Annotated in this window: 12 protein-coding genes; 8 read left to right on the top strand and 4 right to left on the bottom strand. The window is 59.7% G+C overall.

Translation table 11 applies throughout. From position 1 onward, the window contains the following. Window positions 1-111: 111 nt before the first annotated feature. Together MPZ60_RS23465 and MPZ60_RS23460 are read right to left on the bottom strand one after the other, a co-directional pair. A complete protein-coding gene (locus MPZ60_RS23465) occupies window positions 112-648 on the bottom strand; it encodes a DUF2867 domain-containing protein (protein WP_034355142.1) in 537 nt (178 codons plus the stop codon). A 178-nt stretch (window positions 649-826) separates the two neighbouring features. Next, window positions 827-3490, bottom strand: a complete 2664-nt coding sequence (locus tag MPZ60_RS23460; protein WP_034355139.1) for a PAS-domain containing protein — start codon at window positions 3488-3490, stop codon at window positions 827-829. Between the two features lie 215 nt (window positions 3491-3705). Between MPZ60_RS23460 and MPZ60_RS23455 the strand changes: the two genes are divergently transcribed. After that, entirely contained in the window at window positions 3706-5022 is a 1317-nt protein-coding gene (locus MPZ60_RS23455; RefSeq protein ID WP_003068289.1) for a dicarboxylate/amino acid:cation symporter, read from the top strand. Between the two features lie 115 nt (window positions 5023-5137). On the opposite strand, the gene MPZ60_RS23450 is transcribed toward MPZ60_RS23455, so the two are convergent. Next, on the bottom strand, window positions 5138-5956 hold the full coding sequence (locus MPZ60_RS23450; RefSeq protein WP_034355136.1) for an RIO1 family regulatory kinase/ATPase: 819 nt from the start codon (window positions 5954-5956) through the stop codon (window positions 5138-5140). Window positions 5957-6024: 68 nt separating this feature from the next. Continuing rightward, window positions 6025-7773 carry an FMN-binding glutamate synthase family protein gene (locus tag MPZ60_RS23445; RefSeq protein WP_034355134.1) on the bottom strand — a complete coding sequence of 583 codons (1749 nt, stop codon included), beginning with the start codon at window positions 7771-7773 and terminating at the stop codon, window positions 6025-6027. A 194-nt stretch (window positions 7774-7967) separates the two neighbouring features. Between MPZ60_RS23445 and MPZ60_RS23440 the strand changes: the two genes are divergently transcribed. The 7 genes from MPZ60_RS23440 (at window position 7968) to MPZ60_RS23410 (ending at window position 13266) form a co-directional block, all read left to right on the top strand. Next, on the top strand, window positions 7968-8765 hold the full coding sequence (locus MPZ60_RS23440; protein WP_003076152.1) for a YecA family protein: 798 nt from the start codon (window positions 7968-7970) through the stop codon (window positions 8763-8765). A 181-nt stretch (window positions 8766-8946) separates the two neighbouring features. After that, window positions 8947-9261: a helix-turn-helix domain-containing protein gene (locus MPZ60_RS23435; protein ID WP_034355129.1), complete on the top strand. Its 315-nt coding sequence runs from the start codon at window positions 8947-8949 to the stop codon at window positions 9259-9261. Window positions 9262-9678: 417 nt separating this feature from the next. Then, window positions 9679-9855: a Flp family type IVb pilin gene (locus tag MPZ60_RS23430; RefSeq protein ID WP_063663527.1), complete on the top strand. Its 177-nt coding sequence runs from the start codon at window positions 9679-9681 to the stop codon at window positions 9853-9855. An 11-nt stretch (window positions 9856-9866) separates the two neighbouring features. Next, on the top strand, window positions 9867-10328 hold the full coding sequence (locus MPZ60_RS23425; RefSeq protein WP_080746149.1) for a prepilin peptidase: 462 nt from the start codon (window positions 9867-9869) through the stop codon (window positions 10326-10328). 120 nt (window positions 10329-10448) lie between these two features. Next, window positions 10449-10859 carry a pilus assembly protein gene (locus MPZ60_RS23420; protein WP_316249325.1) on the top strand — a complete coding sequence of 137 codons (411 nt, stop codon included), beginning with the start codon at window positions 10449-10451 and terminating at the stop codon, window positions 10857-10859. Between the two features lie 49 nt (window positions 10860-10908). Continuing rightward, window positions 10909-11898: a Flp pilus assembly protein CpaB gene (gene cpaB, locus MPZ60_RS23415; RefSeq protein ID WP_034355126.1), complete on the top strand. Its 990-nt coding sequence runs from the start codon at window positions 10909-10911 to the stop codon at window positions 11896-11898. A gap of 3 nt (window positions 11899-11901) precedes the next feature. Beyond that, window positions 11902-13266: a type II and III secretion system protein family protein gene (locus MPZ60_RS23410; RefSeq protein WP_034355123.1), complete on the top strand. Its 1365-nt coding sequence runs from the start codon at window positions 11902-11904 to the stop codon at window positions 13264-13266. Window positions 13267-13280: the final 14 nt, after the last annotated feature.

Raw genomic sequence — 13280 nt, 5'->3', positions numbered from 1 at the left:
GGCTTTTCCACACACATGTCTTTGCTGCTGTGTCGATGAGCCAGGCTGTCGTAGTTGCGCATGTCTTTGGCAACCGTCTAGGCAAGAGCAGGCATGAAGAGGTGTGTCTCCTTAGGCAGCATGGGTTCGTCCTCCCAGGGAGGACAGAACGGCAGGAGCGATCAGCCTGTGCAGGGGTTTGACGGGCAGCATGTAGAGGTGCCCCAGTGCGTTCTTGACATGCACGACGGTTGTGACGGTGATGACGGTGTCCAGGGAGCTGATGTCGCTCTTGCGGTGAATGCTGAGCACGACCTTCAGATGCTTGTCGTCGTCGCCGATCAGGGCTTCATCAAAGGTGTTCTCGAACACTGTGAAGATGCCGACCCTATCGCCGGGGCCGTAGCTGGCTGCTGGTTTTCCGGGCTTCAGGGCCGACAAGGTGCCCAGGTTCTTGAGCCCCACCAGACCGCCGACCAGATTGCGCGCACGCATGCAGATTTCAATCCAGCGCGGCGTTTTCCGCGCGGCAAGAATGAAGTGCTCCAGTGCAGACAGGCCTGTGGCGTCCGAGACGATGCTCCAGGAGTCGTGAAAGCTGGCCCCGGCCAATCGCTGTGCGATGCGGCTGCCGGGCGGAACGGCGGATTCAACGGGATGATGGTGCATGCTGTCTCTGTCAGGGTTGAACGGCCCGCGTGCCTGAAAGCCGCAGAGGCTGATGCAGCATATCGAAGAATCCGCCACTCGGCTTGTACAGTCATGGCGTGCAGACCAATTTAGCTCCTGAATTCATAGCTATGGCGCAATGCACTGAAAGCGCCGCAGCTGGAAGTGACTTTGGCTTTCAGGCGCTCCCGCCTTCTCGTCCGCGCAAAAAGGTCTGGCTCATCAGCGCCCGCAGCGCCGGCGGCCTGACCGGCTTGGCCAGAAAGCCCCAACCGCGTTCAGCAGCCTGGCGGCGCAGGGTGCTATCGCCTTCGGCAGTCAGCAGGATGACTGGAGGCTGCCGGCCCCAGCGCTCGCAGAGCTGGGCATAGATATCGGGGCCGTAGAGCTGGCCCAGATGCACATCGAGCAGCACCAGTTGCGGGGCATTGCCGGGCGCTGCATAGGCCAGGGCTTCGGGGGCGTTGGCGGCCAGCGGCACATCGCAGCCCCAGCGCTCGAGCAGGGCGCAGGTGGCGTCGCGAGTGGCGGGATCGTCCTCCACATACCAGACGGTGCCGCCCTGCAGCGGGCTGTCCACGCGGGCGCTGGGAGACGGCTCCTGGGAGACCGGTGTCAATACTGCAGCCTGCCCTAATGGAACCTTGACCCAGAAGACGCTGCCCTTGCCCAGGGTGGAGCGCAGGCCGATCTCATGGTCCAGCAATCTGCCCAGGCGCTCCACAATGGCCAGGCCCAGGCCGGTGCCGCGGTCGTCGGCATGGCCTTCGTCGAGGCGGCGGAACTCTTCGAAGATCTCTTTTTGCAGGCTCTGGGGAATGCCCGGTCCCTGGTCATGCACCTCGATGCGCACCTGGTCGCCCTGGCGGCGACAGCCCACGACGATACGGCCCTTGCGCGTGTAGCGGATGGCGTTGGAGACAAAGTTCTGCAGTATGCGACGCAGCAGGGCCTCGTCGCTGCGCACGATCAGCCGGCTGGGCATGCAGTGCAGGCTCAGGCCCTCGTTCTCGGCCTGCAGCGCAAAATTGTTGTGCACTACTTCCAGCAAGGAGTTGAGCGCGAAGTCACGCACGCGGACTTCGAGCTGGCCCGATTCCATGCGCGAGATGTCGAGCAGGCTGGTGAGGATGGCGTCCTGAGAGGCCAGTGCCTTGTCCACCCGCTGGGCCAGTTGGCGGCCGGCCTCATCGTGCAGATAGGTGGGCAGCAGGCTGGTGAAAATGCGCGCTGCATTCAGCGGCTGCAGCAGGTCATGCACGGCCGAGGCGACAAAGCGGGTCTTGTAGCGGTTGGCGCGCTCGGCCTCCTGTTTGGCCTGGGCCAGGTCCCGGGTGCGATCGGCAATGCGCTTTTCCAGCGTATCGGCCAGATTGCGCAGCTCGCGCGCCGTGTTCTTGTAGCTGGTGATGTCGGCATAGCTGGTGACAAAGCCGCCATCGGGCAGGGGGTTGCCGCGAATCTCCAGCACCGTGCCGTCGCCCTTGGCGCTCTCGTGCAGATGGGGGCTGCCGCTACGCAGATGCTGGAGCCGGCGTTGGATCGCAGACTCCACATCGCCCTTGCCCAGCAGGCCGCGCCTGGCGTTGTGGCGTATCAGAGCCTCGATGGGCTGGCCCACATGCATCAGCTCGGGCGGGTAGCGGAACAGCTCCACATAGCGCGAGTTCCAGGCCACCAGCCGCAGCTGTGGGTCCACCACCACCACGCCTTGTGGCAGATGCTGCAGGCTGCGCGAAAGTCCGGTGTCGGCCTGCTTGGCGGCCTGGACAATGCCGTCCTGCGCGGTGCGCAGCTCCTGCGCATGCTGGTGCAGAACGGTCTCCAGCTCCTTGCGACTGCGCTGGCGCAGGGCCGCCAGGCGCTGGCGCTGGCGGATATAGAGCACCAGCAGCGATGCGGCCAGCCACAGGCCGCCGGCGGCCACTGCCGCCCAGTGGCTGGCCGTCTGGCTGTGGACGATGTCGTGCAGCAGGTGCAGCTGCCATTGGCTTTCGGGGAGTTCCATGCGCAGCCAGAGCATGGGGTCGACCAGGGGAGGCTGGCTGAAATGGGCCAGCATGCCGATGCCCGCAGGCTGCCGGCTGGTGCGATAGCCGAGCGGAATCAGGGCCTGGCCCGCGTATTGATGGGTGTCCCGCACCTCCTGCTGGTCGCTGCTGGACAGCGGCTCCAGCAGGCGGTAGCGCCATTCGTCGCGGTTGGAGAGAAAGACCACGCCATGCTCGTCCGAGGCAAAGACGATGTCGGGCGACTGGCTCCACTCGCCTTCGAGCTCCTGAAACAGGATCTTGATGGCGATAAGCCCAAGCACCGAGCCGTCATCATCATGAATGGCCTGGGAGAGAAAGTAGCCGGGCAGTCCCGTGGTCATGCCGATGCCGTAGAAGCGGCCACTGCCCTGGCTCAGCGCCTGGGTCACATAGGGGCGAAAGCTGTAGTCCTCGCCCACATTGCTGTGCGAGTCGCGCCAGTTGCTGGCGGCCAGGGCCTTGCCGCTTTTGTCGATGAGGGTCAGCGTGGAAGCTCGGCTGGCGCCGTTGGCCTGCTCCAGCTTGTGGTTGAGCCTGTCCACCTCGGTGGCGCTGAGCGGGTGGCTGAGCGCGTTCTTGAGTTCGGCATCGAGCGCGAGCACCTCGGGCAGGGTGCGGTAGCGGTCCACGCGCTGCACCATGGCCTGGGCATAGAGCGTGAGCTGGCGTTGCACGCTTTCGCTTTCATCGTGCAAAGAGGTTTGCAGCGCGACGCGACTGGCGGTCCACATGCTCAGCAGCATGCCGCTGAGCACGATGACAAGGGTCAGAAACAGTCGGTTTCGGGCAAGGTTTCGCGCAAGACGCATGACGAGAGTGGGTGATCAAGGAGTCCAGTGTGGCTCTGGAGCAGGTTCAGTGTGGATTCTGAGGACTAGGGATTTCCCTAAGTTGGTGCATGCTCTCCCAGGGAGCGCGTACGGACCTAATACCAATGGGTTATCGGCACAAAAAGGGCGCGGGAGTACAAACGGCAGCAATTCGGCGCACCACGGTGGTGCGCCCGCAATTTTGGAGATGCAGCGTGCACACTCTGCCCACAGAATCTGCTCCGCGCGAGCACTTGCCGTTCTACCGTCAGCTTTACTTCCAGGTGGTGTTCGCCATCATCGTGGGCGTGCTGCTGGGGCATTTCGAGCCCGCCTACGGCGAGGCCATGAAGCCCTTTGGCGATGCCTTCATCAAGCTCATCAAGATGATCATCGCGCCGGTGATCTTTCTGACCATCGTCACCGGCATCGCCAGCATGACGCACCTGAGCGCCGTGGGGCGTGTGTTCGGCAAGGCCATGGCGTATTTCCTGACCTTCTCCACGCTGGCGCTGGTCGTGGGCCTGATCGTGGCCAATGTCATGCAGCCCGGTGCCGGCATGCATATCAACCCCGCCGATCTGGACCAGACGGCCGTCAAGGGCTATGTGGCCAAGTCGCATGAGATGACGCTGACCGGCTTCGTGATGGACATCATCCCCAAGACGCTGATCAGTCCGTTCGTGGGCGATAACATCCTGCAGGTGCTGCTGGTGGCCGTGCTGTTCGGCGTGTCCCTGGCCATGGTCGGCGAGGCCGGCAAGCCCGTGCTGAACTTCTTTGAAGCCCTGACCAAGCCCGTGTTCAAGCTGGTCAACATCGTGATGAAGTTCGCTCCCATCGGTGCCTTTGGTGCCATGGCCTTCACCATCGGCAAGTTCGGTCTGGGCTCGCTGGTCAACCTGGCCGAGCTGGTGCTGACCTTCTACATTACCTCGGCCCTGTTCGTGCTGGTGATCCTGGGTGCAGTGGCGCGCTTTTGCGGCTTCTCCGTGATCAAGCTGATCAAGTACCTCAAGGACGAGCTGCTGCTGGTGCTGGGCACATCGTCTTCCGAATCGGCTCTGCCTTCGCTGATGCACAAGATGGAAAAGGCCGGCTGCAGCAAGTCCGTCGTCGGTCTGGTCGTGCCTACCGGTTACTCCTTCAACCTGGACGGCACCAATATCTACATGACGCTGGCTGCGCTGTTCATTGCCCAGGCGACCGACACGCATCTGACCCTGGGCCACCAGATCGCGCTGCTGCTGGTTGCCATGCTGTCGTCCAAGGGCGCGGCGGGCGTGACGGGGGCTGGCTTCATCACCCTGGCAGCGACCCTGGCTGTGGTGCCCGAGGTGCCCGTGGCCGGCATGGCACTGATTCTGGGTGTGGACCGCTTCATGTCCGAATGCCGTTCGCTGACCAACTTCATCGGTAACGCCGTCGCCACCGTGGTGGTCTCCAAGTGGGAAAACGCGCTGGACTACGAAAAGCTGGATGCTGCTCTGGCAGGCAAGGAAGAAAACGAGGCGGTGTCCGCTCACGCCTGAGCGCGCACAGGCCTCAATCCAAAAAGCCCCGATCTGATGGTCGGGGCTTTTTTCATGGGTTTCAGGCTTCAAGCCCAATCGGGGAGAGTGCTGGTAGTTATTGATTGAATTGCATTCAGGCAGAGAGCGGGGACGCTGTCAGCAAGTCATGGGCAGCCAGCACGCGAAGGGTGTCGCGCCCCAGGCTCTTGTTGCGGGGCAGAAAGCGCACCCAGCTCAGTTTGTTGACGGTGCGCTCCAGCACCTGCCGGGCCTCGGCGGGAAGCTGCTGCACAAACTGCTGCCAGGTCTCCCGGGCCTGCTCCAGCGCATCTGCCTGCTGCAGAAACAGCGCTGTGGACTGGGCGTAGTTGAGCGCATCGCGCGCCATGCAGACAGCTTGCGGTAAATGGGCTGCAGGGTCGTCTTCAAAGTCGATGAAGCCTATGACCCCGTCGGCGCAGACCACCATATTGCGCGCCACGGCCTGACTCAGCACCTCGCCGCGGGCATGAGCCTGCTGGATGGCCTCCAGGCCTTTTCGCCAGAGCTCCAGCGTGGGCTGCGCGCCCCGGGCAATCGCTTCCTCGATGGCATTGCTCAGCGATGGAGCTTCTTCGCCCGGGCGGCCCAGATGGCGCATCACAAAGGCCTGGTCGTCCGTGGCCAGCACTTGCGGCACGCGCAGCCCCTTGGCCTTGAAACTGCGCAGGCGGCGCACCTCGGTTTGCAGGGACTCGGTCCCTCCGGGGTTGGGCACGGGCTGCAGCACGGCGGCCCTGAACAGCTTGGCCAGCGTGCTCAGCAGCCAGTAGTTGAGGGCCGGGTTGCCTTTGTTGGCGCGCTTGACCCAAAGGGTTTCATGCGCCAGTTCATAGCGCATGATGCTGTGAGGCTGGTCCAGATGCTCGCGCAGAAATGCCTGGTAATCGATGGCGTTCTGCGCAGAGGGCATCTGTTCTTGGGCGGAAATATCCTGAGATGGCACGGCGTGGGATCTGTCGGGCGCGAGGCTCTGGCTTCTCAGGTCCAGATACCGTTGCGTTGGGGAAAAGCTTGCGATTGTGCCGTGTTGCCGGCGCCGCCCGCAGCTGATGGGCGCAATACAGGTTCATGCAGGGGCTGAAAGCTCTGTGCCGTGGCCAGCGGCCAGTAGTTCTGGAAGACCTTGTGCTGGCGCTCCAGGTTCTTGAGCAGGCAGCCTGGCTCCACGCGCAGTATCAGGTTGGACAGCAGACTGACCTGGGTGTCGTCCAGCCGGCGCACGATATGGTGGGCTGTGATCTCGTTGGGATGCCTGAGGCCGGCGGCTTGAACCAGCTCCTGCAGCGCATGCAGGGTGTTGCGGTGGAAGTTGGCGACGCGCGTGGCCTTGTCGGGCACGACCAGCGCCTGCTGGCGCACGGTGTCTTGCGTCGTGACGCCCGTGGGGCAGGTGCCGGTGTGGCAGCTCTGGGCCTGAATGCAGCCCAGCGCCATCATGAAGCCACGCCCCGAATTGCACCAGTCGGCACCCAGGGCCATCATGCGGGCAATGTCAAAGGCCGTGATGACCTTGCCTGCCGCACCGATCTTGATGCGCTGGCGCAGGTTCACGCCCAGCAAGGTGTTGTGCACCAGCAGCAGGCCTTCCTGCAGCGGCACGCCCACATGGTCGACGAATTCCACAGGCGCAGCGCCCGTGCCGCCCTCGGCACCGTCGACGACGATGAAGTCGGGCGTGATATCGGTTTCCAGCATGGCCTTGACCATGGCAAACCATTCCCAGGGGTGACCGACGCAGAACTTGAAGCCCGTGGGCTTGCCGCCTGAAAGACGGCGCAGCCTGGCAATGAACTGCATCAGCTCCACAGGGGTGGAGAAAGCGCTGTGACTGGAGGGCGAAATACAGTCCACGCCAATCGGTATGCCGCGCGCTGCTGCAATTTCAGGAGTGACCTTGGCGCCGGGAAGCATGCCGCCATGGCCGGGCTTGGCGCCCTGGCTGAGCTTGATCTCGATCATCTTGACCTGCGGATCGGTGGCATTGGCGATAAATTTCTCTTCGCTGAACGTGCCGTCCGCATTGCGGCAGCCGAAATAGCCCGAAGCCACCTCCCAGATCAGATCGCCGCCATGCATGCGGTGGTACTGGCTGATTGAGCCTTCGCCCGTGTCGTGGATGAAGCCGCCCATCTTCGCGCCCTGGTTCAGCGCCTGGATGGCGTTGCCCGACAGCGCGCCAAAGCTCATGGCCGAGATATTGAAGACGCTGGCGTGATAGGGGCGGGTGCAGGGATCCACTCCTTCAGCTGGTTGCTCCTGCGTGCCGCCAATCCAGAGGCGGAAGTCATGCGAGCTGAGCTTGGTGGGTTGCAGGGAGTGGTTGACCCACTCATAGCCCTGCTGACTCACGTCGAGCTGGGTGCCGAACGGCCGGTTGTCGACCTGACCCTTGGCACGCTGATAGACCAGCGATCGCTGGGCGCGCGAGAACGGCTGGGCCTCGGTATCGCCTTCGATGAAGTACTGACGGATCTCGGGGCGTATGAATTCGAAGATGAAGCGCATATGTCCCATGACGGGATAGTTGCGCAGTATGGCGTGCTGCTTTTGCAGCAGATCCCAGATGCCTAGAAGCACCAGCAGCAAAGACGCAATCAACCACCCAAGCCCCTTGCCTGCCGTGGTCAGCGTGTAGAGCGAAATGCCCAGCACGAGCGCGGAAATGAAGAGGGCGCCATAGCGCAGGGGCAGACTATTGAAGAAGCGATGCACTGCAGATACTCCCATGGCAGGGTGTGTTGATGGCGGCCCGCTAAAATTCAGCCTGTACGGGGGCATCCATCCTGGATGCTTTGTCCCCTTGATCCATCGCCCGGCCCTGCACTTCGATAGTGATGAAATGGTTCGGGCCATCATAAAAGCCTTTCCCTATGCAAGAACAAGCACCTAACTCCGCCGCAGAAGACGCGGCTCTCGCCGACATGCCCGAGGGCGCGCTGAGCAATGATCAGCTCGAAGAGCTGGACGCGCTGCTCGACGAGCTGCGCACCCGCGGCGACGAAATTCCCCAGTGGGAATTCTGTGACGGTTTCCTGACCGCTCTGGTCTGCACACGCCGCCCCATCGCCGCTGCCGAATACATGCCCATGCTGCTGGGCGATGGCGAAGCCCTGCAAGTGGCCGAAGGCCAGCCTCTGCCCAAGCTGGAAGTCTTCAAGGACGAGGCCCAGCAGGCACGTTTCATGGAGCTGTTCGAGCTGCGCCTGGCCGAAGTGCGCGAGCAACTGGACGCCGACATCAAGTCCCTGGCCGACGACGCGGCCTTCCAGCCCGAGGCGCTGGACACGCGTGGTGCCATCGCCATCCTGCCCGAAGCCGAACAGGCCGAGTTGGCTGGCGAAGAAGTGCCGTCGTTCTCTCAGGTCTGGGCGCTGGGTTTCATGTTCGTGGTGGAGAACTGGGCCGACGAATGGGCCGCGCCACGCGACAAGGAAGCAGCCCAGTTGCTGGACGCGGCCATGGAGTTCATCGTCAACCTGACCGAGGACGACACGGACGAGCCGGCTCTGAATCTGTACGACGAAGCCGGTCCTGCCTCGACCAGCCAGGAACGTGTGGATGCCTTTGGCGAAGCCATCTGGGCCGTGTATGACCTGTACCGTCTGTGGAAGAGCATGGGCCCACGCCAGGAAACCATCGTCAAGGGCGAGCAGCCCGGCCGTAACGACCCTTGCCCCTGCGGTAGCGGCAAGAAGTTCAAGAAGTGCCACGGAGCCTGACCAGAGCCATCGCCTGAGGCGCTTTGCGCTTTCCCCCAAGGGGCGCAGGGCGGTCTTTGCTTGCTGCCACCGAGTTAGGGTTGCAAAGGCCTTCTATAAAAGCGTCTCGGTTGTTGGGGTGCTCAAAAAGTCGCGCGATATTTGCGCAGGCATTTGCGTGCAGTGTGAGTTAGTGGGATAGATGACGCATTTAGGTGAACGCATACGCGCCCGGCGACAGGCGCTGGGTTTGAGTCAGGGACGCCTGGCGCAGATGGCGGATGTCACTGCATCCGCCATCTCGCAGATCGAGTCGGGAGCCATTCGCACTCTCAAGAATGACACGCTGGCAAGACTGGCCGTCGCGCTGCAGACCACGGCGCTGGAATTGATGGCAGGCCTGCATTCCGAGACCGCATCGCTACCCAGCGATGAGCAGCGCTTGCTCGACTCCTATAGAAAACTGCAGCCACCGCTGCAGGACATTGCTCTCAAATTGATTAAAGCTCTGCAGTGATTTCCGAATCACTTTATTGAGCAATCTCTTTTGTTTCAGAAAGGCCTGCTATCTGCAGGCCTTTTTGTTTTTTCATTTAAAAACAAGGGTTAACCCGATTATTGAATGTAGGACGAAATCTATTAATCTGTAGGAAATAAATGAAGATTGCGTAGATTGAACCGGAAGACATATGTGAGGGAAGAGTCAAGAAAATTGCAGATGCGTCTCGGTGTTTTGTGAAGTCTTTGTTTTTATTGGGGTTTTTCTGTGGGAGTACTCGCTTGCACATTGATTGAAATTGCCGAGAACTATGCTGCATAGTTGTTGATAGCTATTTCAAATATTTCAAGATGTTTCTGGCTTCGTAAGATTGGTTCCGCGGTGGTCGAAAACAGCCACAGCGATCTACAAACCTGATTGTTGAAGGAGCTAGTCATGAAAGACCAAATCATCAAATTCTGGCGTGATGAAGAAGGTGCAACGGCGATTGAATACGGCCTGATCGCAGGATTGATTGCTGTGGGAATTATTGCATCTGTATCATCAATTGGGACAAAGTTGTCTGCGATGTTCCAAGCCATTGTGACCGAGCTGACAAAGGTGGGAAAGTAAATACTAATGTGATGATTTTATTCTTGCTGTGGTTATGCTTTTCTGGGGTTGATGATTTCAGAAATCGCAAAGCGAGGAATTTGGTCGTGATATTTGGCCTGTTCTTGGCTTTTGCAGCTTCAGCCATGGGCCCTGAAATTCATCCTTTGGGGGTGAGTTTCGGGGAGTCATTAATTTCTGCTTTGGTATGTTTTTTTGTATTTTTTATTTTTTATTTTTTTAGAAAGATGGGGGCGGGTGATGTGAAATTTGGTATGGCATTGGGGGCATTTATTGGCTTCAATTTCTTATTGCCTGTATGGGCGCTAAGTTGTTCATTTGCATTGATTCATGGGATTTTTTCTAAGTGGAGATATTTCGTTTTGATTTTTTTGGGTGGAAGTCTTGATTTTCCTAAAAGAAATGATAAATTTATTCCTTACGTTACATATCTTTCCATCGCTACCGTAATCGTTTTAATGATAAGTAAATAATGGATGGGAGAAAGGAGAAAATATGCAAGTTCAAAATAAACAGCAAGGTGCAGCAGCGATTGAGTTCGCAATTCTCCTGCCTGTTTTTTTTTAATTTTCTACGCCATAGTTACCTATGGTTTGATTTTTGCTGCGCAACAGACTTTGACATTAGCTGCTGCGGAAGGTGCCAGGGCAGCAGTGCGGTATCCGGCTCAGTTACCGGCTGATACATTGCAAATTGCTGCTCGTAAAAATGCAGCATGTGCTATGGCCACTGGTGCGGTGGATTGGCTAAGGAAAATGGGAGGTGGCTTGGGTGGAGGCTCTTGCATGGATAGCGCAAGCGCAGATGCTCCAGGGATTTATGTTTCTTCGGGTGACTGTGCAGGTATTGCAGCGAGTGCAGGCGTTTCTTGTGTCAATGTCCGAATTAATTACAGCTATGCCGATTCACCATTGATTCCTAGATTGTTAGGGCCGTTGCTAAGTGTGCCAACTCCAGATGTGTTGAGGGGCGGTGCAGTGGCACAGGTAAGTTTGCTGGACTAAAAAATTAAAAAGCACTGCCGAAGATACAGAGCAATAAGAGAGGGGCGTTATGGTAAATATTGCAAAGATAGCAGTCGGTGTTTTGCTGGCCATTGCTCTGGCTTTGGGCATTTATGGCTGGATGCTCGCCAAGACACCTCAGATGGCAGATCTTCAGGCTCAGTCGACAAATGACGACAGCAAGTCCAGCGCCAATGTGAACCTAGTTGTGGCTGCACAGGCCGTTCCGGCGGGTCAGACACTCAAGGCCGAGGATCTGCAGCTCACGCAGTTGCCCGTCAAGCCCGATGGTGCTTTTGGCGAGATTCAGGCTGCTATTGGCTCCGTTCCCGCGGTGGACATTCCCAAGGGCGCGCCTGTACTCCAAGGGCAGATGGTGACGGGCCTTGCCCTCAAGGTCGCAGAAGGTGAGCGTGCCGTCGCCGTCAAGGTCGATGAAAGCATTGGCGCCGGCAATCGCATACGCCCTGGGGACTTTGTCGATGTCTTCTTTGTACTGCGCCGCGATGGCAATGAAATCGACCAGAGCCAGGCGCGCTTGCTGCTCTCGCGCAAGCGTGTGCTGGCCTATGGCGCGGCGTCAGTCGATGCACTGACTACGGCTGAGAAAGCAGAAGGCAAGCAGGCCAATGGCCCCGACAACGCCCGCACTGCAGTGCTTGCAGTACCTGTGGCAGAGGTGAGCCAACTGGCCTTGGGAGGCTCTAACGGCAGCTTGGTCCTCGCACTGCGCAATCCGACGGATATGACAGGGCCGGATATGGAAAAGTTTGCGCCGCTGCCCGGCGTGCTGACTGTGGCCATGTCCAAAGGAGCCGTTGCAGCGCCGCTGGAAGGTGCTGACGCAGCGCAGGCCGGTGTGGCCATGAGCAGCCTGGCAGGGTCTGCAGGCACTTCGGCAGCGCGCATGAATGCGGCCAAGCCCATGACAGCCGGGGTTGCCAAGCCTGCTGTGCCGCGCACACGTACCGCTTCCGCAGACTCTTCCCTGCCCGTTGAATTCGTGCGTGGCGCCAACTCCCAAACAGTGCGGTATTGATCTATGAACAACAAGACTGTTTCAATCGCATCCCGCACCTTTTCGCTGAAGCCGCTGTATCTGCTCTGCGGCCTGTCCTTGAGTGTTGTCACTGTCCCGGCCCTTGCGCAGCAAGTGCCCAATGTGGGCGAAAGTAGAGCGCAGCAAGCGACAGCAGCCAGGGAAATCAAGCTGGTGATGGGCGCTCAGCATGAGTTGAACCTGCCCGGCGGAGTGGAGCGCATTGCAATCGGTGACGACACGATTGCGGCGGTGCATATCAAGCGTGCAGGCAAGGGGGCTGCCGCCAAGATCCTGTTGAGCCCACTCAAGCCTGGCAGTACATCGTTCATGGTCTGGCCGCGCGGTGAAGCACAGGCGCAGACCTATATGCTCAATGTGCAGCAGCGAGTGGAATTGCGCACGGCCAAGGCTTCCAGCCTGATAGAGCAGCAATTTGCCGGCGAGCTGGCGAACGCGCAGTCCGCCGACAAGGCCAAGACCGTCGATCTCTCCAGCGTCCAGCTCAAGAGCAATGTGGTGCAGGTCGATGTCAAGGTGGTCGAGTTCAACAAGACCCAGATGAAGAAGGTAGGCCTCAACCTGTTCAGCACGACGCCCAACAGCTCGGGTTTCAGCTTTGGCATTTTTGGACGCGGGTCCTATGGAACTGGCGGCGGAAGTTCCACGACGGGCGCGGCAGCAAACCCTTTGACCCAGGCCTTCAACTTGCTGATGCAGTTCGATAAGGCCGGAATTGGCGTCAACATCGGCATGCTTGAAGGCAACAATTTGGCGCGAGTGCTGGCGGCTCCAACGCTGGTGGCTCTGTCGGGTCAGAGTGCCAATTTCTTGTCGGGCGGGGAAGTGCCGGTTCCCGTACCTGCGGGTACGGGTATGGTGGCCATTCAGTACAAGCCTTACGGCATTGGCTTGACGGTCTCACCCACGGTGCTGTCCAACGATCGCATCGTGCTCAAGGTTGCGCCGGAGGCCAGCGAGCTGGATTACGCCAACACCATTGTTCTGAATAGTGCGACTGTCCCCTCGATTACCACCCGCCGTGCCGATACCACGGTGGAGCTGGGGGATGGCGAGAGTTTTGTGATTGGCGGCCTAGTCAGCCGCAACACCACATCAGGTACCGACAAGGTTCCTTTGCTGGGCGATATTCCGATTCTGGGTGTGCTGTTCAAGCGTCAGGAGTTTCAGCAAAAGGAGAGCGAGCTGGCGATTGTGGTGACGCCGCGCCTTGTCAAACCGCTGGCGCGCGATGTGAATGTGGAGCCGCTGCTGCCTGGGCGCACCGAGCAGCGTGATCCTGCGGTGTGGGGTCCATGGGTGGCGGGTGGTCTGTCGTCCAGCGTGGCGCCGGGCTTCTCGCGCTGAGTGTCCGGGTAGAG

The organism is Comamonas sp. 7D-2, from assembly GCF_022749555.1.
In the GTDB taxonomy this organism is placed as follows: Bacteria; Pseudomonadota; Gammaproteobacteria; order Burkholderiales; family Burkholderiaceae_C; genus Comamonas; species Comamonas thiooxydans.
This window is presented reverse-complemented; position numbering and strand designations above follow the sequence as displayed.

Excerpts from the sequence above, each read along its gene's own strand:
- MPZ60_RS23465 (WP_034355142.1), bottom strand. The coding sequence starts at position 648 with ATGCACCATCATCCCGTTGAATCCGCCGTTCCGCCCGGCAGCCGCATC.
- MPZ60_RS23460 (WP_034355139.1), bottom strand. The coding sequence starts at position 3,490 with ATGCGTCTTGCGCGAAACCTTGCCCGAAACCGACTGTTTCTGACCCTT.
- MPZ60_RS23450 (WP_034355136.1), bottom strand. The coding sequence starts at position 5,956 with ATGCCCTCTGCGCAGAACGCCATCGATTACCAGGCATTTCTGCGCGAG.
- MPZ60_RS23445 (WP_034355134.1), bottom strand. The coding sequence starts at position 7,773 with ATGGGAGTATCTGCAGTGCATCGCTTCTTCAATAGTCTGCCCCTGCGC.
- MPZ60_RS23440 (WP_003076152.1), top strand. The coding sequence starts at position 7,968 with ATGCCCGAGGGCGCGCTGAGCAATGATCAGCTCGAAGAGCTGGACGCG.
- MPZ60_RS23435 (WP_034355129.1), top strand. The coding sequence starts at position 8,947 with ATGACGCATTTAGGTGAACGCATACGCGCCCGGCGACAGGCGCTGGGT.
- MPZ60_RS23430 (WP_063663527.1), top strand. The coding sequence starts at position 9,679 with ATGAAAGACCAAATCATCAAATTCTGGCGTGATGAAGAAGGTGCAACG.
- MPZ60_RS23425 (WP_080746149.1), top strand. The coding sequence starts at position 9,867 with ATGATTTTATTCTTGCTGTGGTTATGCTTTTCTGGGGTTGATGATTTC.
- cpaB (WP_034355126.1), top strand. The coding sequence starts at position 10,909 with ATGGTAAATATTGCAAAGATAGCAGTCGGTGTTTTGCTGGCCATTGCT.
- MPZ60_RS23410 (WP_034355123.1), top strand. The coding sequence starts at position 11,902 with ATGAACAACAAGACTGTTTCAATCGCATCCCGCACCTTTTCGCTGAAG.